At 59.8% G+C, this 21,111-nt stretch carries 15 protein-coding genes and 2 pseudogenes; 11 read left to right on the forward strand and 6 right to left on the reverse strand.

Annotated elements, in window-relative coordinates:
- Positions 1-2: 2 nt before the first annotated feature.
- Complete coding sequence (locus tag NFU08_RS05280) at positions 3-1,415, forward strand: bifunctional dTDP-4-dehydrorhamnose 3,5-epimerase family protein/NAD(P)-dependent oxidoreductase (RefSeq protein WP_251421177.1); 1,413 nt, start codon at positions 3-5, stop codon at positions 1,413-1,415.
- A gap of 190 nt (positions 1,416-1,605) precedes the next feature.
- On the opposite strand, the gene NFU08_RS05285 is transcribed toward NFU08_RS05280, so the two are convergent.
- Positions 1,606-3,114 carry a GH25 family lysozyme gene (locus NFU08_RS05285; RefSeq protein ID WP_309296828.1) on the reverse strand — a complete coding sequence of 503 codons (1,509 nt, stop codon included), beginning with the start codon at positions 3,112-3,114 and terminating at the stop codon, positions 1,606-1,608.
- Positions 3,115-4,101: 987 nt separating this feature from the next.
- A complete protein-coding gene (locus NFU08_RS05290) occupies positions 4,102-6,195 on the reverse strand; it encodes a hypothetical protein (protein WP_251421179.1) in 2,094 nt (697 codons plus the stop codon).
- 912 nt (positions 6,196-7,107) lie between these two features.
- Here NFU08_RS05290 and NFU08_RS05295 point away from each other — a divergent pair.
- Positions 7,108-7,998, forward strand: a pseudogene (locus NFU08_RS05295) (CpaF family protein); the annotation flags it as partial.
- Positions 7,999-8,030: 32 nt separating this feature from the next.
- Positions 8,031-9,596, forward strand: coding sequence for a recombinase family protein (locus NFU08_RS05300; RefSeq protein ID WP_251421181.1), 1,566 nt, complete (start codon positions 8,031-8,033; stop codon positions 9,594-9,596).
- A gap of 113 nt (positions 9,597-9,709) precedes the next feature.
- On the opposite strand, the gene NFU08_RS05305 is transcribed toward NFU08_RS05300, so the two are convergent.
- Entirely contained in the window at positions 9,710-10,324 is a 615-nt protein-coding gene (locus NFU08_RS05305; RefSeq protein WP_251421183.1) for a recombinase family protein, read from the reverse strand.
- Positions 10,325-10,731: 407 nt separating this feature from the next.
- Here NFU08_RS05305 and NFU08_RS05310 point away from each other — a divergent pair, with 407 nt between their 5' ends.
- The 4 genes from NFU08_RS05310 to NFU08_RS05320 all read left to right on the forward strand — a co-directional run bounded on the left by NFU08_RS05310 (position 10,732) and on the right by NFU08_RS05320 (position 14,910).
- On the forward strand, positions 10,732-11,121 hold the full coding sequence (locus tag NFU08_RS05310) for a hypothetical protein (RefSeq protein WP_251421185.1): 390 nt from the start codon (positions 10,732-10,734) through the stop codon (positions 11,119-11,121).
- A 1,349-nt stretch (positions 11,122-12,470) separates the two neighbouring features.
- Positions 12,471-13,337: a hypothetical protein gene (locus NFU08_RS05315; RefSeq protein WP_251421187.1), complete on the forward strand. Its 867-nt coding sequence runs from the start codon at positions 12,471-12,473 to the stop codon at positions 13,335-13,337.
- 131 nt (positions 13,338-13,468) lie between these two features.
- Positions 13,469-13,726, forward strand: coding sequence for an HIRAN domain-containing protein (locus NFU08_RS20965; protein WP_397425247.1), 258 nt, complete (start codon positions 13,469-13,471; stop codon positions 13,724-13,726).
- 86 nt (positions 13,727-13,812) lie between these two features.
- Positions 13,813-14,910: a type I restriction endonuclease gene (locus NFU08_RS05320; protein WP_251421189.1), complete on the forward strand. Its 1,098-nt coding sequence runs from the start codon at positions 13,813-13,815 to the stop codon at positions 14,908-14,910.
- A gap of 174 nt (positions 14,911-15,084) precedes the next feature.
- Here NFU08_RS05320 and NFU08_RS05325 read toward each other — a convergent pair whose 3' ends face one another.
- From NFU08_RS05325 to NFU08_RS05335, 3 genes are all read right to left on the reverse strand, one after another.
- Entirely contained in the window at positions 15,085-16,053 is a 969-nt protein-coding gene (locus NFU08_RS05325) for an HNH endonuclease (RefSeq protein ID WP_251421191.1), read from the reverse strand.
- A 392-nt stretch (positions 16,054-16,445) separates the two neighbouring features.
- Positions 16,446-17,345 (reverse strand): toll/interleukin-1 receptor domain-containing protein, encoded by a 900-nt coding sequence (locus tag NFU08_RS05330; protein ID WP_251421193.1) that lies wholly within the window; start codon positions 17,343-17,345, stop codon positions 16,446-16,448.
- A gap of 487 nt (positions 17,346-17,832) precedes the next feature.
- Entirely contained in the window at positions 17,833-18,441 is a 609-nt protein-coding gene (locus tag NFU08_RS05335; protein ID WP_251421195.1) for a hypothetical protein, read from the reverse strand.
- Between the two features lie 145 nt (positions 18,442-18,586).
- On the opposite strand from NFU08_RS05335, the pseudogene NFU08_RS05340 reads away from it, so the two are divergent.
- The 4 genes and pseudogenes from NFU08_RS05340 to NFU08_RS05355 all read left to right on the forward strand — a co-directional run.
- Positions 18,587-18,931: pseudogene (locus NFU08_RS05340) on the forward strand (CpaF family protein); the annotation flags it as partial.
- Complete coding sequence (locus NFU08_RS05345) at positions 18,928-19,785, forward strand: type II secretion system F family protein (protein ID WP_174181755.1); 858 nt, start codon at positions 18,928-18,930, stop codon at positions 19,783-19,785. The pseudogene NFU08_RS05340 and the gene NFU08_RS05345, both read left to right, overlap by 4 nt.
- Complete coding sequence (locus tag NFU08_RS05350; protein WP_174181744.1) at positions 19,782-20,723, forward strand: type II secretion system F family protein; 942 nt, start codon at positions 19,782-19,784, stop codon at positions 20,721-20,723. The genes NFU08_RS05345 and NFU08_RS05350 overlap by 4 nt, the downstream gene beginning before the upstream one ends.
- A 69-nt stretch (positions 20,724-20,792) precedes the next feature.
- The gene (locus NFU08_RS05355; RefSeq protein ID WP_174181734.1) at positions 20,793-21,044 is read left to right on the forward strand and encodes a hypothetical protein; all 252 of its coding nucleotides are present in this window, start codon (positions 20,793-20,795) and stop codon (positions 21,042-21,044) included.
- Positions 21,045-21,111: the final 67 nt, after the last annotated feature.

Genomic DNA, 21,111 nt, shown 5'->3' on the forward strand with positions numbered 1-21,111 from the left:
CGATGCAGATCGAGTTCTCGAAAAAACTGACCGCACACGAAACGCCGATCCCCGGCGTCGTCCTTTATGACCTGCCGGTACACGGTGACAACCGTGGCTGGTTCAAGGAAAACTGGCAACGGGAAAAGATGGTGGCCCTTGGCCTGCCGGACTTCCGTCCCGTGCAGAACAACATTTCCTTCAACGAGAAGGCAGGTACCACCCGCGGCATCCACGCCGAGCCGTGGGACAAGTTTATCTCGGTGGCCACGGGGCGCATCTTCGGCGCCTGGGTGGACCTGCGCGAAGGCCCGTCGTTCGGTGCGGTTTTCACTGCTGAACTGGACCCCAGCCAGGCAATCTTCATTCCGCGCGGCGTGGGCAACGCCTTCCAGACCCTGGAGGACAACACGGCCTACACCTACCTGGTCAACGATCACTGGTCAGCGGACGCCCAGGGCCAATACACCTTCCTGAACCTCGCGGACGAGACAGCGGCGATCACTTGGCCGGTGCCGCTGGAGGAAGCAGAACTGTCCGATAAGGACAGGGCGCATCCCCGCCTCGCGGATGTTGTGCCGATGCCTGCCAAGAAGATCCTCGTGGTAGGTGCCGACGGCCAGTTGGGCAAGGCCTTGCGGGAACTTTACGACGGCGACGCAACCGTTGAGTTTGCCGGCCGCGCCGGCTTCGATTTGGGCAGCGAAGCATCCTTCACGGAGCGGAACTGGAAGAACTACTCGACGATTATCAATGCCGCCGCGTACACCGCGGTCGATACCGCGGAAACCGCGGAAGGCCGGGCAGCCGCCTGGGCTGTCAACGTTGCTGCCGTCGCACGGCTGGCGCGTACCGCCGTCGACCATGACCTCACCCTGGTGCACGTTTCCTCCGACTATGTCTTTGACGGTGTCCGCGAGAGCCACGATGAAACTGAACCGTTCACCCCTCTGGGTGTGTACGGGCAGACCAAAGCCGCCGGCGACGCCGTCGTCAGCGTGGTTCCACGCCACTACATCGTGCGGACCAGCTGGGTAATCGGTGAGGGCAACAACTTCGTGCGGACCATGGCATCCCTCGCCGGCCGCGGCATCGAGCCTTCAGTGGTCAACGACCAGATCGGCCGCCTCAGCTTCACGCAAGATATCGCCGCCGGCATCCAGCACCTGTTGGAGTCGGGCGCTGAATACGGCACCTACAACCTGAGTAACGAGGGCGAACCGCAGTCCTGGGCGGATATTGCCGGGGATGTCTATGAGCTGTTGGGTAAACCAAGGTCAGCTGTTACCGGTGTCAGCACAGCTGAGTATTTCAGGGATAAAGCGGCTGCTCCCAGGCCCCTCAATAGCACTCTTGATCTCAGCAAGCTCGCGTCGGAAGGTTACACAACCAGGGACTGTAAAAAGGCTTTGGAAGAGTACGTGCGAGGACTTTGACTTAGGGACAATGCCACTGCAGGGATGCCCGGCACCGCAAAGGGATCCTGACTCGGCCTTGGAGTCAGGATCCCTTTGCAGTTCAAATACCGCGTATTGCTAGCGCTCCCAGCGGCAATGACTCTCTTGACCGATCAGAGTAAAAGCCTGACTCGGGCCATCACCCTTGCTGGCGACGCCATTAATTCCGCTAGCGACGGTAGACGCTTACACCGGTTTTCGGAGTCCATATGAGCGACCCTCCCTGAAAATCCTGCCGGCATTCCCCCGAGGAGGAGCAATACTCGTCGGTGTAGGGATATCCGAGCCATCCATTTTCAAAGTTCTGTGAAGCCCAGACTCCCCTGATGGAGCCAAAGGGGCTGAAATGCGCACCTGAGGACGACGACCAGATCATTGAGCCGCCCTGGAAGAACTGGTAACAGCCGCCATTCTTAAGACCACATACTTCGTTGCTGACGGGATAGCCGGGCTTGCCACCCTGCGCGCCGAGACTTCCGTAATTGGCTCGAATGGCACCCGCTGTTACCGCGAAGGCCCCAGAGCCTGATGACCACAGAATGTCCCCTCCTTGGAAGGATTGGGAACATCCGCCGGAAGCCAAGCCACACACTTGGCTTGAAGTCGGGTATCCCAAGGGACCGTTCTCAAATCCCATGGAAGCGTAACGGTCCCGGACAGGACCCGCAAGGCTAATTTGCGCACCAGTGATGGAGTTCCAAATTACGGCACCACCTTGGAACATCTGGTAGCAGCCGCCACCTTTCAGTCCGCAAATTTCCGGGCCCAGGACGGGGTATCCCAGGGGCCCATTTTCCGATCCCGACCTCTGGTAAGTACCGCGTATTGCTCCGTCGCGAACTGAATGTGCTCCCGTAGCAGGGGACCACTGGATCGACCCGCCTTGGAATATCTGGTAGCAGCCGTTGTTGGCCAGCCCGCAGGCTATCGGTCCCCACGGGTTTCCGAGCCACGAACTGGACGCTTGGTACTCACGATTGAAGGCATCCTCGATGCCATTCCCGGCACGGGCAAAACGCTGCAAACTTGCGTAGTCGCCATTCCACACATTCGAGTCACCGGCAAACGGCCCGGTGCTGCTGTATTGCCACATGCTGTAGCTGCTCCAGCTGGCAGTAGGAACCGGCCCGGCGTTGTTCGTAGGCGAGCTGGGGTAGGCGGCAATCCAGAGGGGGTAGTCCCCAAAGCCTGAAGGATTAGCGAGGCACTGGTTCCACCAGCTTGTGTTGGTGTAAATGACCGGCAGGCGGCCGGTCATTGCCTGCATGGTGTTGCCGAAATCCCGCACCCAGGACTGAAGCTGCGAGGGCGACATGTTGTAGCAGGTGTTGCCGAAGTAGAACCCGTTGATGGTGCGGCCCTCGTACGGATTGAACTCGAAGTCAAGCACTGGCGGCATGGTGTATCCGTCTGCAGACCAGCCTCCACCGTTTTGCACAAAGTACCGTGCCTGGTCGGCTCCTGAAGACCAGTTCGGAATCGCGAAGTGATACGCGCCCCGAATCATCCCCACATTGCGTGAGCCCTGGTACTGCGAGCTGTAGGAAGGGTTTTTGTAGTAGTTGCCCTCGGTGGCCTTTACGTAGGCGAAACGCGCACCCATGTTCCACTGCTGCTGCCAGTCCACACTCGGTTGATGCCCACTCACGTCCAGGCCCTGGATACCGAACGTCGGCATCCAGGTGCCTTCGCTGGACAAGGACTCCGCACTAAGCCTCTTTACGGACCCCGAGGAGGCAGCCGCAGTGACGCGAGCGGACCGCTGTCCCATCTCAGCGCCGCCCACCCCGACTGCCTCGGCCATCGACTGCGCAGTCCCGGGCGATGGCTGGGGGGAAACCGTTTCTACTGAAGCCGTCTCGGTGGGCGTAGGGGACGGGGGCGGCACCGCAGGTGATGGTGAAACGGCATCTGACGAAGCAGCTGTCGGCGACGGCAAAGTTGGCGCAGCGTCTGACGATGTAGTTGTCGGGGACGGCGACGTTGGGGTAGGAGCGGGCTCGACGGCGGATGCAACCCCCGCCAGACCTGGGCCGGCCGCAAGAGTTGCGGCCAGGAGCGCTATTCCCAAGGACATAAACGCGGGGCGACGGGACTGAGACAGGTTCCGCTTCATTTTTGCTCCGGAGACAATGCGGCGCTCCGCCGAGCGCTCATTTGGTTTGCTGCACGGGTGTTTTCCCCCCAGGGATTGCACGCGGCAGGTGGTATTTCAACAGTTAACGCGCTCACCATAGCACTGCTGTTACCACTGGAACTAGTGGTTCTGTTGTTGCTGTTGTGATTTAGCGCCCCTCTCGGCTGCTCACTGGCAAGGGCCTGGGCAGCCTCTCCTCTCAGCCGGACAGCAGCTATTCGCGACAAATTCTGAAGATTGAATCTCATAGCCGTCCGGCGTCGAGGGTAGGCTTCGGCGTTGCTGCCACAGTCATCTCTAAGGCCACGTCAGCCGGGGACCGGAGACGCAGGCGGGACGGACCACAAGGATGCCCCGCCTTCCATTGATGGATGGCGGGGCATCTTTGCGTCGACGTACCGGCTACACCGTCCGTCTCGCTGTCAGGAAGGACTCTGTAGCAGGCCCACCGACCGAGCCGGTGGGCCCATTACGAACAGGGACGCGGTTGGGTCAGCTCAATCTGCCCCGGGATCGTTTGTGCCGTCGCTAGGCGGCCGCCGCATACTCAATCGAGACACTTCCTGAACGCCAGATGATCCTGCCGCCCTGGTAGTCCTGTGCACGGCCGCCGCCACTGGCAGCGTATTCATTGGTTGTCGGATAGCCCAGACGGCCGCCTTCAGAGCCCTGGCCAACCCAGGCGGTCCGTATGCCGCCTGTTATTATGCGGGCGCCTGCAGCGGACGACCAAACTATCTCTCCGCCCTGGAAGTACTGCTTCGCACCGCCGCGAACGAGCCCACTGATCTCATCCGACGTCGGGTAGCCGAGGCCGCTGTTAGGCCCGCCAGCGTTGATCCAGACCTGGCCAATGCCGCCCTTGATGAACCGGGCACCGGTGGAAGGTGACCATACAATCTGGCCGTACTGGAAAGCCTGGGTGACTCCGCCGTTGGCCGTTGCGTATTCATCGGTGGTGGGGTAGCCAAGTCCGCTGAGCGGGCCGCCGACCTTGTCCCACGTCGCGCCGATGCCACCTTTGGTAATGCGCGAGCCTGTGGCTGCCGTCCACGAGATTTTGCCGTACTGGAATCCCTGCATGACTCCACCGGCCATGGGGGCGTATTCATCGGTGGTGGGGTAACCGAGTCCGCTAAGAGGGCCGCCTGCGTTGTCCCACGTGGCTCCAATGCCGCCCTTTGTTATACGGGATCCGGTGGCCGCGTTCCACGAGATCTTCCCGAACTGGAAGTCCTGCATTACGCCGCCGGCCATCGGCGAGTATTCGTCCGACGTGGGGTATCCGAGGTCGCCATTATGGGCCCCGATGCTGTTCCACACCGTGCTGATACCGTTGGCGACCGCAAAAGCACCCGAATCAGGCAGATAGGCGATAGTTCCGCGTTCGAACTTCTGATACGAGCCGCCGAAGCGCTGGTCCTTAACCTCATTGGCGATAGGGGGCCCGACGAGGTCGGACACCGTGGCGTACTTTTCGCCAATAGGACCCTGGACCGTGTAGGTCTCCTCCTCGGTGGTGCCGCCGAAGTCAGCAAACCAGTAGCGCCCTTCGTCGTTGTCGCTGGCCAAGACCACGACGCCGCTCGCACGCGTGACGGCCTGCTTGGTGGTGGTCACGTTGTTGACGCTGGGTGATGCGTCCTGGATGACCGGGGTGCCGCGGCCGGCGGGGAAGACCGGGTTATCCAGCGAAGCTGTCTTTTGATAGATAGCGCCGGACACTCCGCTGTACGGGCAGCCCGTCACGGTTGTTGCCGGACCGGACTGGAAGGCATGGATCTTGTTGTTTTCGGGATCAAGCACAATTTGCGGACGGGTGTGGCAATCTTTGATCGTCGAGATCGTGTACTTTTCGAATGCTGCCGTGGCTGGCTTGAAGACTAGCAGCTGTAGCTGGGGATCAGAGTTTTTCGCCGTGGAGTTCATATCGAAGCTCGTCTTGACCGCTGCGAACACGCGTCCGCTGTCGTCTGCCTGCAGTGACTTGATGTTGAGGTGGTCGTCAGCCTGGTTGGGTCCGCGGACGGCAGACTGTACCTTCCATGACGTGGCGGCCTGACCGTCAGTGCGCGTTGCCCACCAGACCGAGCCTGTCGTATGGTCGGACCACATAACCCCGATCTTATTCTTGCCGAAGGCCACGATCGACGAGATGTCATCGGGTGCGGCCGCGGCGCTCTCGCCTGAAAGGGATTGCGGCGTGCCCCAGGAAGTGCCACCCGCAGCAGAGTTGTTCACCATAACGGCGCTTGTATAGCCTCCGGTCGGGACACCGGACACCTGGGTCCAGGTGGCCCAGACTGCTCCCGTGCTGTCCTTGTCGATAGTCATCGACTCGCTGCTGTTCGTGGTGATAGTGGTAGGAAATCCACTGCTGCGCGTGTACTTTCCGTCGGCATACGTGTACCGGTACAGCCTTGCGGGGGAGTCCGGGCGGGACGCTTTGGGCCCGTCTTCAGTGGAGATGGTGACCACATGGTGGGCAATGTAGAGGTGCGTGCCATCCCAGAGGGTGTCTGCCGATGTGTTGGCACGGCTGTCCACTACCACCCCGGTGTCTACCCACTGCTTGGCGGCCCGGTTCAGCTTGTGGATCTTCCAGCCTCCTGCGGTCCACATATCCGCCCACCAGGAGCCATCGTTCCACCACAACTTGCTCTGCGGCTTATCAGCCGTGGGGGGATTTCCAACGCCTGTGTAATTGAAGCCGGCGGTGCCATAAATCGGCGCCGGCGGCGGCGGAGGAGGTGGCGGCACCGTGGCGCTCGCAGGTCCCCCCATGGCTGCTCCAAGCCCGGCGAGGACAAGGGCTGTTGCCAGCCCCTGACTCAGGGCTCGTTTGATCGATTTCTTCACGGTACTCCTTAAACGTTCCGCCCCAACGCTGTCGCGTCCAGGTCCCTGAGGAAGCTGGTGCCCCCGATGATTCATTTACCTCCTGTGCAACACACGCCGCCCGAGTACCCCTTACTCGCATTTGCCGGGTAGGGCACTGAGATCGTGATTCCGGTACTCATGTCAGAGCGCCGGAACGCCGTGGGATTTCCATAGCGGGGCGGGCATGTGGTTTTCGGCGGGCACGCCCGGCTGCGGGCACTCGGCACAACGTGCGCTGGCAACAAGCGCGCCGGCGTCGTCCTTGTGAAAGTGAGTCACGTGGTGGGTGGTCCTGCCGCATGCGGGGCAGAAGCTTTGGCTCTGTTTGGTCCACATGGAGGAATCCTATGGAGAGGAGCTCGCCGATAAAGACAAAACGGTGGAAGTATGTGGATGCCCGCAGGGTTTATGTGCCAATACCCACCCGAGGGCGAGCGCCGGCCCGGTAACAGCCGGGATCAGCTTCACCCAGCGAACTCGCCAGATCCGACGTTGAGCCCGTGCGTGGCGGCCGTTCATAGGCCCATGCCGGGCGGCCGCATCGATGGTTGTCCACAGCTTGGCCAATATGACTTGTTGCCGTGCTTGACCATCTTTAGGCTTTATCCCAGTTGCACTGCCTCCGCCGGGGGCGGCAGTTGTATTGGGGAACTTATGGACGCGCTGGGAATAGTCGAGGATGAAGTCCGCGAGCTCATCCGTCGCCGAGGGCTTGATCCCCTCCATCAGGCCGGTGAGGTCCGCCGCCTGGTGGAGGCAGCAGTAACGGATTATGACGAGCGGGCTCTGATGGGTCCGCTTCCTCCTCTTGGGCCCTTGGATGCGGCCCGCAAATTCCTCTTCGACGCCGTCGCCGGGTTCGGCGTTCTCCAGCCCCTCCTGGACGATCCAGCCATCGAAGAGATTTGGCTGAACGCTCCACATGAGATCTTTGTGGCGCGCAACGGCGAATCCGAGCTGACATCGCTGAGCCTCAGTGAGCAGCAGGTCCGCGATCTGGTGGAGCGGATGCTGAAAAGCTCCGGCCGCCGGCTGGACATGTCCTCTCCGTTCGTGGACGCTGCCTTACCCGACGGGTCAAGGCTCCACGTGGTTATCCCGGATGTGACGCGCAAGCACTGGGCAGTCAATATCAGGAAATTCGTGGTCAAGGCCAGCCGCCTGGAGCATCTCGTCGACCTGGGCACGCTGACGCCCCAGTCAGCCCGATTCCTTGGCGCAGCCGTCTCCAGCGGACTCAACATCCTGGTCTCGGGCGCCACCCAGGCAGGCAAGACCACCATGCTCAACTGCCTGGCGGCCAGCATTGGAAGCCGGGAGCGTGTTATCACCGTGGAGGAGATTTTTGAGCTTCAGTTTCCCCTGCGCGACGTCGTCGGCCTGCAGTGCCGCCAGCCAAACCTTGAGGGCGAAGGCGAAATACCGTTGCGCCGCCTCGTCAAGGAAGCGCTCCGCATGCGTCCGGACCGCCTGGTCGTGGGGGAGGTCCGTGAAGCGGAGAGCCTGGATATGCTCATCGCTTTGAACAGCGGCTTTGCCGGTATGCGTCGAAACGCAATACACATTAGGCTGTCAGCATGTCGTCCCTCAAAGCCGCAATTTACTCACGCATCTCCGACGACCGGACAGGCGCAGGCCTCGGCGTTGCGCGCCAGGAGGCGGACTGCCGGGCGCTTGCGGAGGCCCGGGGCTTCGCTGTGCACTCCGTCTACACGGACAACGACAGCAGCGCCTACTCAGGCAAGAAGCGCCCCGGCTATCACAAGCTGCTCGCCGACATTGCAGCGGGACATATCAACGTTGTCCTTGCGTGGCACAATGACCGGCTGCACCGCAGCCTGACGGAGCTCGAGGAATACATCAAGATCTCGGAAGACGCAGACGTAGCAACGATCTGTGTTCAGTCCGGCGAACTTGACCTGTCGACCTCGGCAGGCCGTATGACAGCCCGCATACTAGGAGCCGTTGCACGCCAAGAGTCAGAGCACAAGGCCGAACGCATCAAGCGAGCGGCACAGGAGCTTTCCATGTCCGGTAAGTGGACGGGAGGGCTGCGGCCCTTCGGCTGGCAGTTTGTGGATGGTGTGCCAACCCTTGAAGAGGCCGAAGCGGCTGTAGTCAGGGAGGCGCACGCCCATGTGCTCGCCGGGTTCTCTCTGGGTTCATTCATCCAAAGCTTGGCGGAGCGCGGGATTACGACCGCCCGTGGCGGTTCGTGGTCGTATGCCACGCTACGCCAGATGCTCCTGCGGCCACGCAACGCGGGACTTACGGCGTGGGAGGGGGAAGTTGTCGGGCCGTCTGAGTTTCCGGCCATAGTGGACCGCCACGTTTGGGAAGCCACATGCTCGATACTGAAAGACCCGGCACGGCGGCGCTCGCGAACGAACAAGGCGAAGCACTTGCTGGCGGGTATCGCCCAATGCGCCGAATGTCTAAGCCCAATGAAGTCCGCGCAGATCACGGATCGTAAGGGCGTGAAGCACAATATCTATAGGTGCACCACAGGTGGCCCCGGCCACGTCAACAAGCGCATGTCCTACGTCGATGAACATGTGGAGCGCCATATCCTTTTCTTCCTTGCATACGCCGCGCGAACGGAAGCCTCCGCCCCAGGCGATCCCGCCACCCTGGAACGCTTGAGGCTGGACGAATCTGCCCACCGTGAGCGGCTCAACGAGGCCGCTCGCTTGTTTGCCAGCGGTGCCATCGACGGGGAGCAACTGACAGAGATGTCCAAAGGGATCAAAGCCCAACTGTCGGATATTCAGGGACGGCTCGCACAGCTTGACGAGGCCAACGCCATACGCGATCAGGTGGAGATGTCTGCTGACATCGACTGGACCGACCTGGGGGCGTCGGAGCGGGAGTGGCAAGACCTACACGTTGAGCGTAAGCGGGCGTGGATTCGTAGCCGCTTTGTGATTGTTCTCCACCGCCACGGGCGGGGGAGCGCACGAATTTTCGATCCCGGCACGGTGCAGATCATAGTCAGGACATCGCTGGACGCCCCGGTTCCCATTGCATCGATCGAACAGTGGCGACAGGAGCAAGCTGTGGGTGCTCCTAGGAGTGCCTTCCAATTCATGGTTGAGCCAGTGGGCGATCTACTGTCCCGTGCGGCATTTGCGGGCTTCAAATAGGTCCAAGGTACTCAAACCTCACCGATCCTCTGTTGGGCCCTAATAGGCCCCCAGGGGGACGCTGCTATGGGCTGCAGGTGGGAACGACGACTCCCCCGCAAAGACCGGGCGGATCATCGGTGTTGTTGTTGTTTGATCGACTTCACTGGCCGGGACAGCGCTTCCATGCGGCGGTAGAGCGTTGCCCTGGACATGCCGAGATCACGTGCTACCTGCGCCGCTGGCTCACCTGACTGAATCAGGCGGGCTGCATTCTTAATTTGGCTGTCTGTGAACTGAGCTTTACGCCCGCCCAAGTCCTTGCCAGCGGCCCGCCGCTTGCTCACACTGTCAGTGATGCGCTCGCGTTTGATCTCAAGCTCCATCTGCCCGAGCGCAGCCATCACTGTGAAAACCATGGCCCCCATGGCGGTGCTCGTGTCCACGTCGCCTCCACCCAGGTTGAGCACTCGCAACCCTGCCCCCTTGCCTTTGATCTCGTCTGCGAGCTTTAGCATGTTCACGGTGGAGCGCCCCAAGCGGTCCAGCGTTGTGACAACGAGGGTGTCCCCTTTGTGCAGTGCCGCCAAGGCCTTGTCCAGTTCCGCCCGGTACGCCTTGGCTCCGCTCACGCCGTGGTCCACGTACATGTCATCTCGCCGCACACCAGCGGCGAGCAGGTCAACCTGCTGCCTGTCACTGTCTTGCGCCTTGGTGGAAACTCGGGCGTATCCAATTAGCTTTCCCATGCTTTGCTCTCCCTCAATGTGTCTCACAACGGTGTTTCGCTACATACAAATTAACAGCCACTTGCGAGACATGCAAACGAGACACATTCGTGCGTGCTGCGGGGGCGGAATGTGTCTTACAACCGAAGTGTCTTAATTCCCATGCCTCGTGAGACACTTTCCGAACTGCATCGGACGGCATGCCCTCAGAGCTCCGGCGGTTGGCCTCGGTAGGCATGGTCCCTCCAACTGGCCAGGATTACACTCGGGGCCATGAAGCCCCGCGCAATCCTCACCGCCATTCTGCTATTGGTTGTTGTCGTGGGCGTAGTCATTGTCGTGTGGACGGTGGGCGGCGACCGCCCAGGCCCGCTGTAAGCCGCCATGGCTTGCGGGGCGACGTTTGCCGTACTGCAATACTCGTGCTTATGAAGACATTGCTGATCTTGATGAACGTAGTGGCTTTCATCGTCTCGTTTGGTGCGATCCTTTGGGCCTGGATGAAAGTCCGTAAGGACATGCGGGATAACGCGGCATTGCTGGATCGTCTCAAGGAAATCGAGCGGGAGTATGCAAACGAACCTGCGGAGCCTTTCGGTGGGGGAGACCGTCGGCAGGAGAAGCGCGAGCAGCAGCTCGCCGCAGGGAAGACTATGTTTACCTATGGCGACTTAGCCAACATGCCAGAGTTGGTAAAGCACTTGATCTACAGCCATGCCCTCAACGGACTTGCCTTGCAGGTGTGGCTTGTTGGGTTGGGGTTGGCGGTTAGTACAGCAGCAAACGTGCTCTCGCTGTTTCTTCCCACAGGCGACTGAATTGCAAGGGGGTGGGGGGTGACCCCCGTCCCGATGGAGTCCTCCCCCGGCTGTCATAGCGCCTCCGGTCGCGAACGGGTTGAGAAGCTTTCAGATGAGAGTGATAACAACAGCGTGTCCTTCAATGACAACTGTGGGGGGATACCCCCTCCTCCATCACAGCCCGGGACCGGTAGTCATAGCGCCCTTGATCGGGTACGGGTTGTAGGTTTTTTGGAGTTCATACGCCCGAGGGGGGAAGAAGCGCCCGGCTTCGGCTTATTCCTGAGAAGTTCGGTAACAGCGGGGTAAGCTGCTGGGCCGAGCTCATGCTCGAACGGCTGGCCATCAAGCCCATAGGCAAACGGTTCCCCGCCGGGTTCACCCCTGCCAACGGGCAGGCCCTTCATCATGGCCCACAACATTACTTTGGGTTCCATGTGGGGGATCTTTTCGAGGTCCCGCAGGACCGATTCGGGATCTTCCAGCGCGCGCCGGTGTTCCAACTCGCTATTGCGGCGTTGGGTCATCGGCATGAGATGGTCGGGGCGCACGCACAGTGAGTTCCTACATACATGGTCCAAAGTCAGGCGCGTGCGGTGGCCTCCAACGAAGTAGCCATAAGAGAAACGGTGGGCAAGCCAGTCGTGGTTGCCAATGCTGATCAGACCGTAACCGGGGCCGGGTTCGCCTGTCCGGCTGGAAGCCACCTTGTTCCGTCGCCCCGTCCACGGCCAGCAACCAAACAAGCCATCAAGCCCGGTACGGCTTGGAGTAATTCCTGACAGGAACTTCTCCAGCGTCCGTGCGATAGCTTCAGGTTTGCGTATCGGTTCCCGCAGCAAGAGGTGCTCATGCAGCCGGCAGTACCCCTGCCGGGAGTGGGCTGGCTCCAGGCGTGCGCCACAGTCGGTGGCCGCGCACCTCGGTTTCTTTCGCTGCGCCCGTTTATAGTGCATCTCGCAAAGCCCATCAGCGTAGTGGGGTCGCGGCTTCTCGTGTCGGGGAAGTGTGCTCCAACAGACAGTGCAGATGCGCGGGTATTTTGCTTTGGGTCTTGCCATAATGGGGGCTCTCAGTCTGTCCTATGTAACTCCGACCAGCGATCTTACCGTCCCGCTGTCACCGTGGAGAAATAAGGGAATGCGGAAGCGAAAGCCTGATTTGGGCAGGACAAGAGTTAGGGCAATACGGGGGTTCGTTGTCGTGGTACCGGGTGGGGCCACGACGCCCTAGCGGAGTGGTGACAGGGGCAGCGGTAGGACAGGGCGTCAGCCCTGGTTAGTAGGCTTCTACCAGTGGACCTCAATCGGGGTGATTACAACAAGCGTGGCGGCTCCCTGCCGCCACGCAGAACTATGGGGGGTCATTTGTCCGGAAGCATTGCACCTTGGACGCCGCTGGGAGCGTCCGAGGAAGAGGTCGAAGAGTTCCTTGCCCTGCGGGAAGGGTTGCCGCCCTACCTGTACGAGTCCGTAATCAGTTGGATTCGAGCCCGCAAAGTTCGCGATGCTGGCTGGGTACAGTGGGAATTTCTGGTTGAGTTTCAAGCAGCAGCCAGGATGTCCATGGGCGTTCCCACGGACACGTATACCCAGTTTGACCGTCTCGCCGACTACCTGAGGAAGCTGAACCCTCACACGATGGCCAACCTGCTGGACTTCATGCTGGGAACTTTGTCCGGCTACTACGAGGATGAATACGCCAGACAGCTGGAGGAGGTGCTCGCCACAGGCGGCTCCTCGTGGGCTGTAGGTATGCGCGGAGGTCGGAAGGGCCTCGTCGCCCGAATGCCTGCATCGGTTGTTGATGTTGTCGCCACCGTGACGAGCACCAGTGACAGGGCAGGGGCGAAGCTTTCCCAAGCGTGGGATAAGGCTTATGGGCCTGACGCGCAGCCAACCGACGCATATGTTGCTGCTGTTAGGGCAGTTGAGATTCTGATCTGTCCGCTGGTGTCGCCCAATAACGACCGGGCTACTCTCGGAACCGTCATACGTGACCTACGGAATCAGGGTGGTTCATGGTCCTTTGCCATGAAGCACGGGGACGGGGCAGACACGTCCACTGAGGTTGTGGGGATACTGCAGCTTCTCTGGAAGGGACAGAACGACCGCCACGGCAGCTACGACTATGCCGATGTGACGACCGAGGAGGCGCAGGCTGCCGTGCTTCTTGCCAGCACGATTGTTGGTTGGCTCGCTAAGGGAATGCTCCGACGAAAGCCGGGCCTGTAGCCATGGAGGCAATCAAGCGACACAAGGTGAATTATGGGAAGCCCGCATATTTCCCGGAGCTAAGCACAACTCCTCGCCGTTGCGTGGGGCCAGGCTACTACCTGAGTGAGCGGGAACGGCAGGCGCTCGATATGAACCTCGCGTTCTTGGTTAGGGATAGGCGCAACACCGCCGACCCCAATGCGGTTGCCGTAGTACGTGAAGACTTTCGGAAAGTCGGATACCTATCGGAAGCGCAGGCCCGAACGCTTGCGCCCATCTTGGACGGGCTAGAGTCCTTGCAGGTCTCCTGCCGTGTCGACGGATCGCGGTTGTGGCTCGACCTACCAGCTCCTGCAGAGTTAAGAAAGGCGCTGAAAAGGCGGGTCACTGCTTACAGTCTCGCATAGACGTAAATCGGGACTCGTGTCCTAATCGGATACGGTGACGTTCCGGCCGCTAACATGGGCCTCTAGGGTCTTATTTAGGGGGAATCATGGAGTTTGCAGAACGACTCACAGCGCTAGCTGCGAAGGTGCGCCAGCAACGCGCACAGATTGAGACAGAAGAGGCGACGAAGAACGCCTTCGTTATGCCGTTCATCTCTACCATTCTGGGATACGACGTATTCAACCCGCTTGAGGTTGTCCCTGAATTCACCGCTGATGTCGGCGTGAAGAAGGGTGAGAAAATTGATTACGCGATCATGCACGGAGGAACCGTGCAGATTTTGGTGGAGTGCAAGAAGTCGAAAGAACCTCTCAAGATTGAGCACGCCTCCCAGTTATACCGGTACTTCGCCGTCACAAATGCGCGCATTGCCATACTTACCAACGGCGAGGTGTATCAGTTCTTCACAGACCTTGACGCGCCGAATCGCATGGACGCAAAGCCGTTCCTTGTCCTAGACCTCAACGATGTCGATGAGACGCTGATCCCGGAGCTGATGAAGCTGTCCAAGGAAGTCTTTGACCTGGACTCCATAATCAGTGCCGCAGGCGAACTCAAATATATTGGCGCTATCAAGCGCGTTATTGCCTCGGAATTCAAGACGCCCGAGGACGACTGGATCAAGTTCTTGACTTCCAAGGTTTACGATGGTCCTTTTACGCAAAAGGTTCGCGAGCAGTTCACTGTGTTGGTTACGAAGGCTACCAAGCAGTTTCTGAATGACCAGGTAAACGAACGTCTCAAGACTGCACTGGGGGCACCGAACTATCCCATGGCTAGCGATCCGGAAATCGCTAGCGCGGTTACCAGTGAGTCAGCAGTGGAGAACGACCTGCTGGAAACTGGAATTGAAACGACTTTGGAAGAGCTTGAGGGCTACCACATCGTTCGGGCTATTGTTTGCGGTGACGTGAAGCCGGGACGAGTAGTTCAGCGGGACGCTAAGTCCTACTTCGCCGTACTGCTTGACGACAACAACCGTAAGCCGATTGCGAGGTTGCACTTCAACCGAGGGCAAAAATACCTTGGCGTGTTCGATGAGAACAAGAGCGAGACTAGGATTCCGATCAACAGCCTTGACGAGATTTACGATCACGCTGACGCGTTGCGGACGAGCGTGAGAAGTTACCTCACGACCAGCTGACTCTCTACATCCCTTGCAGGCTAAAGGCCCCCGAATATCCTCGGGGGCCTTTTTCGCGACTAAGGGCGCAAGTGCAGTGACGACGGCGCTTTGGGCGGGCGTTCTTGTGACAACATCACCTGCTACGTCAGCAAAAGCTAACCGCTGACAACTGGGTAGAACTCAGCCATGTCCTCAGGCGAACGCAATCTTGTTTGATTTGCTCCTATTGCATCGCCAGCAGAGAGCCTGAAGATTCTCGGGCGTTGACAGCCCACCCTTCGAGACTGGAACGATATGGTCGACTTCAAGAAGAAGATGGGGCTCCGCAATGACCGACACCGAGCAGTACCGGCAAGTGTGGCGGTCTCTCGTCTTGATGAACTGGCGCAGCTTCGCAGTCATGAGGGCTCGCTGTCCAGCTACGCTTTTGCTGAATTGGATCTTCTGCGAAAGGGTCTCGGCGAGTGCGTCAATCGTCGGCGTATTCAAGGTCACGGTAGTTTTCTGCGAGCTGTTCCCACCAGCGCTTACATATTCGAAGGCATACACGGGATATGGAACGCTGATGGGCGAGAGGTTGACCCCGACATGCGCCATGAACTCGTCCGCATAGTGCTTCAAAATGAACTCAGGCGGGTTAAAAGAGCCGGTGATGCTCGCTTCGCGTTGGCGCAGATTATCGACCGCACCTTCGAGGCGGGCGATTTCCTCGCCAAGTTGTTCTACGGCGGAGAGGTTTGCCTCGTCCGCCCTGATATTGAAGTACTTCATCAGATACTTGATCGGATCGGAGCTAGCGTTGCGGACAACTTGCAGTGAACAGTTATGGACATTCCGTGCTTGGTAGTCAGCTACGTTACGGTCCCGGCGGTAGCTGTGATTGCTCGTATTCTCGAACAACGCCAGGTGTGCTTGAGCGCCGGTGGTTGCCATGCCAAGCTGAAACGTTCCTCGGTTGCGAATCTCAGAGGTGTACGCAGCAATTTCATTGTGCTCATGGACGACCGAAGCGATGGCAGCTTTCCGAGCAAGAAAATCATCGCTCGCAAAGTACCGGTTCTTACGTATATTCCGAATCACTCCGGGCAAGATCACGCACGCCAGCGCAATCAACGCAAGTGGCAGGGCGTAATACCAATACGTAAAAATGAGCGATAGCACGAAAACTACGATTCCGGCAGCAATTAAATATGGCAACGGTGCCTCCCCCTCGAACTGATTCAGATATGAGAGTAGCCTCCGATGCTCTCTTGACCAGACTGTGACGCGAACTTCCGACATGCCGTGGTTTGCATTGTGTCTCAACGGAATCCGGCCTGCCGGACATCACAGACTCACTACTTCCCCGCACCGGGGAACGCACTCCATAGTGTTTGCGTTTGAGGATAGTCGGTCCGCCGATGTTCATAGACTCATCACGTGACTGCCTTCGCCCGGAGGCAAGTGCGCGCTGTGTAGGAAGATGTGCGTCCTTCCGGCACCGCGAAGTGTGGGGCCGTATAATGGTCCGCCCTGTTTGCTGAGATCTCCAGAGCGAACAAACGTGCGCCTACTTACTCCTCGTCCGCGTCCTCTTCGTCTAAGCCGCCTAGGGCGGCCTTCCGGTTCTCCTGGCCGCTCGCCGAATATGACACCGAGGACCCGTTTGGCCTCACCAATGTCACCCCAACCCCGTAATCCACAGCGAAATCTCGAAGTGTGTGAAGCAATCCGCCACCTACCTTTGGCGCGCCATCCGGCAGGTGGACCGTGACCTCGTTGTCCGTTTCTGTCCACTTGATGTTGCTGACCCTGAGTCGGGTTCGAATTACTTCCGCGGCACGGTGACCGACGCTTATCTCTTCTGAGCGGACTGATGCCTTAAGCATGTTCTGCAATCTAGCCATGTCCCGCTGAAGGGATCGAACTGTCGTTAGTACTTCGTCCAGAAGGTCCGATTCCTCGCGAGGTTTCTTAGGTGGTAGTTCGTCGTCGATCGGCGCGTTGGTGATGGCCCCCTCCATTTCGGCCCAATGGGCCGCAAACAACACCTCCAATGTCCCCTCACTCAACGGGTCGGCAAGTGCCTTGTTCAGAGAACGGACAAGGCTCAAGACCGCAGTCTTATCCGAGGCCGCCGAATTCTGAAACTGCTTCAACGGGCCCTTTACATCCGTATCGGAAAGCCCCACAAGAAGAGGCGCAACCCTGGAATCGCTGACCGACTTGCCCAAGGCTCCAGCCTCGAAGTTGATCCAAGGAGAATCTTGGTTAGCGCGGGTTACGACAACGATCCCGTAGCTGGAACCTTCGAGCTCTGCTGCGATCTTGTTGAGCCCCCGATCGCCCTTGTCAATGTCCTTGGAGGAAATAAACGGCTTGATTCTGTTGTCAAGAACCTTGGGTAGCCAAGTCCTTAAAGCAGCAGCGACGTGTTGCGATTGCTGACCGGACCAACTGATGAATACCTGCAATGTCCTGCCTCCCTGCGGGGGAACACTTCTTACAAACTCGACTCATGCTAACCCAGAATGAATGATATGAAGGGGATGCTGAGAACCACCCGGGCGAGGAACGAAGGCACTATGTGTGACTAATGGCGAGGCAAGCAGGGCTTATGGATTACCACGGGGCCTATGGTGAAGCGGGCTGTGTTTTACGATAGTGCAGGTCTGCCAGAAGTGGAACCAATACGACAATGTGCTGCACTCAGCCCTGCAGACGGCTATCTCGGCAGCAGTGCAGAACGTGGGAGCAGAGCGACGACTCCGACATTGACGACCCGGGAGCTGGGCGCATCAACAAACCCGATCGAGATTCGAAATCCTTGGAACGGCTGAGAACGTACCCCGCCAAGGAGGATGGCAAGCCAATTATTGAGGTGATCAAGAGCCTGAGTCCTCGCCCAGGACCAAAGGCCTTCTGTCGCGCCGGGGGCGCAGAGCATTGATAGGCGGAGGCCTAAAGCCATCGCCGCCTCCGCGTGGAGCGTGGAGGCACAGTTTTCCTCGCCACATAGAGGTCATTTTTTAGCAATCGGGCAGTCACATGGTCTTTTTTGATGGCGATCTCCAGCCGGTGATGTTCCGGATCGATGTCCGGCACCATTTCCATGATTTCCGGAAGGGCCAGTTCGAACCTGTCCAGTGCTTGACTGAAGTAATCAGCGGCTAGCTGTTCCCGGAACTCGCGGCCCATGCTCAATTTCAATTCGACTGGGCATCTTGCGATGTCCATTGACCACCTAATATCAATCGAGTTATCCCCGACCTTCGCCTTCCGGCGGGCCAGGAGTCTGGTTACGGCGCTCTTAGCAGCCTCCCAAGCCGACTTTCCAGCGGCCCCGGCCGCCCCTGCCATAACAAGCGGCCATAAGTCTCGAAGCCAAATCGAGATCTCAACCATTTCGCCCGCCGCCGCAATTAGTTGGTCCTCTTGAAAAATTGGCCCAGTAGTGAGTTCCACTGTTGCTGGCAGGCCACTGGATATGGCAGCAGTCTCAGCGGAGTTGAGGTGAAAGTCGTTACCTCCATGTTCGAGTACCTTTATGCGCACAGCGGCTTCGCTCATGTCGACATGATAGATGGCGTACATCCACAAAAGCAGTCCCCAACCCCGTGCTTTTGGAGGTAGCCCCGGGCTGCCAGAAGTCGTTACGAGTTCCGAACTGGAGGGTGACCCTACTAAATGAGTTGTGATTTGGGATAGACCGGCATTGCCAGGCATGTGCACCGTCCACGCGAATTCAGCACATGACGCAGTCACCAAGATCTGCACCCTGCCCCTGCTCGCGGGTGAGAACATCTCTTCAGCCTTTGTCGTCCCCACCGTCGCTTCCTGCATCGATCTCGTGGTCCATTGCAGCCGGCAGGCCAACGGCCGCAGGGAAGTAACCGAAATTCTCTCGCTGGGCCGACGCGTGGAGAACGGCATCATCGAGTCGTCTCCGGTCTTTGCGATGGTGGACGGTGCACTGCAGCCCCGGGCCAACTCGATGCCGGCCGCTGAAAAATTCAGCCGTGCAGGGTACGACGTCGCGGCGCTGCTGGATCCGCGATGACGGCGGCTTTGCTGGGGATCACCACGGGGACGGGCCTCTTCCTCATCTGGTGGTCCTTCTGGGAGACACCGCTCCAGGGGCCCAAGGAGCGGAAGGTCAGCCGCCTGGGTGACCTTCTCGCCTCCGCCGGCGTCGACAAGGTATCCCCGGGCAGCCTCGTCGGCACGTGCGCGGGGCTCGGTTTACTTGTGGCATTGGTGTTTTACGCGGGCAGCCGATCCTGGCCTATTGCCGGCTGCTTCGCGCTGTTTGCAGCGTGGCTCCCCATCAGCATCCTGCGCTGGAGGGCAAGAAAGCGAAGCGCATTGCTGCGCCAACTGTGGCCGGACGTCGTAGACCACCTCCGCTCGGCGATCCGTGCCGGCCTGCCGCTGCCGGAAGCCCTCATACAGCTGGGGGAGAAGGGACCTGAAGAGCTCCGGCACATGTTCCGGGAGTTCGGTGGGGACTACCGCGCCGGAGGGCAGTTCGATGCCTCCCTCAACAAGCTCAAACACCGGCTCGCGGACCCGGTTGCCGACCGTATTGTCGAAGCCCTCCGCCTGACCCGCGAAGTTGGCGGTTCAGACCTCGGGAAGTTGCTAGGAACGTTGGCTGAGTTCCTCCGCGAGAGCGCCCGCACCCGCAGCGAGCTCGAGGCCAGGCAGTCCTGGACCGTCAACGCGGCACGCCTTGCGGTGGCAGCACCATGGATCGTCCTGATCCTGATGGCAACAAGGCCGGAGGCCGTGCAGGCATACAACACCGCCGTGGGCGCTGCAGTCCTGCTCGGTGGCCTGGCAATTTCGCTGCTCTGCTACTCGATCATGCTGAGGATCGGGGCACTGCCCCGGGATGAGCGGGTGCTCAGATGATCGATACAGCTCCTGCCGCCGTCGTCTGCGGGCTTGTCCTGGGGACGGGTCTGTGGCTCGTCATCTTCAGGTCACCGCCTATGCGTGCGACCACCCTGACGGAACGCATCGAGCCGCAGTTGAAGTCCCAGAACCTGGAATCACGGCTCTTGGTCCCGGCGGAAGCCAACCCGACGCCTTTCGGCCCGCTCGGACGGATACTGCGTCCGGTGTTCCGGGACGGCATGGCGGCATTGGGAAGGCTGAACCCGTCGCCGGGGGCCACGACGCGACGACTGGCGCAGGCGGGGATCAACAAGACTTCCCTAGACTTCCGGGCGGAGCAGCTTTTGTGGGCGGCTGCCGGCTTTGTGGCTGCCCTTGGCATTACCGCGACGGGAGCCGCCGCCGGCAGGTTCAATCCACTGCTCGCCGTTGTCGCCATCCTGGGCAGTGCCGTGGGCGGCTTCATGCTGCGGGACTACTGGCTCGGTGTGCAGGTCAAACGGCGTGAATCGAGGATGATGGCGGAATTCCCGAGCCTCGCTGAACTGATGGCACTCGCGGTCAGCGCAGGGGAGAGTGCCACCGGAGCCCTGGACAGGGTTTGCCGCAGTGCCAAAGGAGAGCTCACCAAGGAGTTCGCGGACATTCTTGCCGAGACCCGGGCGGGCAAGCCTCTGGTGCAGGCACTGCAGGAATTTTCCGCACGTACGGACCTGGCGCCGCTGGTGAGGTTCGTGGACGGCATCATCGTCGCTGTCCAAAGAGGCACGCCGCTGGCAGATGTTCTGCGTGCCCAGGCCCAGGACGTGCGGGATACCGCAAAACGCGACCTGATGGAGGCCGCAGGCAAGAAAGAAATCGCCATGATGGTGCCGCTCGTTTTCGGCGTGCTCCCGCTGACGGTCGTGTTCGCCGTCTTCCCGGGCCTCGCGGCCATCAACTTGGGCCTGTGAACGAAGACACCCATGGCCGGCGCCGCAATGCAGAACAATCGAAGAACCGAACCAGGAATAGGACGGGAAATGAAAATGATGGGAATTCGCTGGGCATCCCTGCTCTTTGTTGTGAACACCGCCCTGGGCGCGGCCCTTCGCCCGGCAGCCCGTCGCGGCGGCGTCCGTAGTGAAAGCTGCGACCACAAGGAAAGGGGAGACGTGCCGGGCTGGGTCATGATCACCCTGATGTCGGCTGTGCTGGTGGCTGCGCTTCTGGCCCTTGCCGGACCGGCACTGGAGTCAATGTTCAACCAGGCGATGGATACGGTCGGAAGCTAGCCGGTGCCCAGGTCCTCCCACCCGCCAGGCCCGGTCCGCGGAGTCCGCCGTCCGGCGGGGACGCGGG

The organism is Pseudarthrobacter sp. NCCP-2145 (genome assembly GCF_023708005.1).
GTDB lineage: Bacteria > Actinomycetota > Actinomycetes > Actinomycetales > Micrococcaceae > Arthrobacter > Arthrobacter oxydans.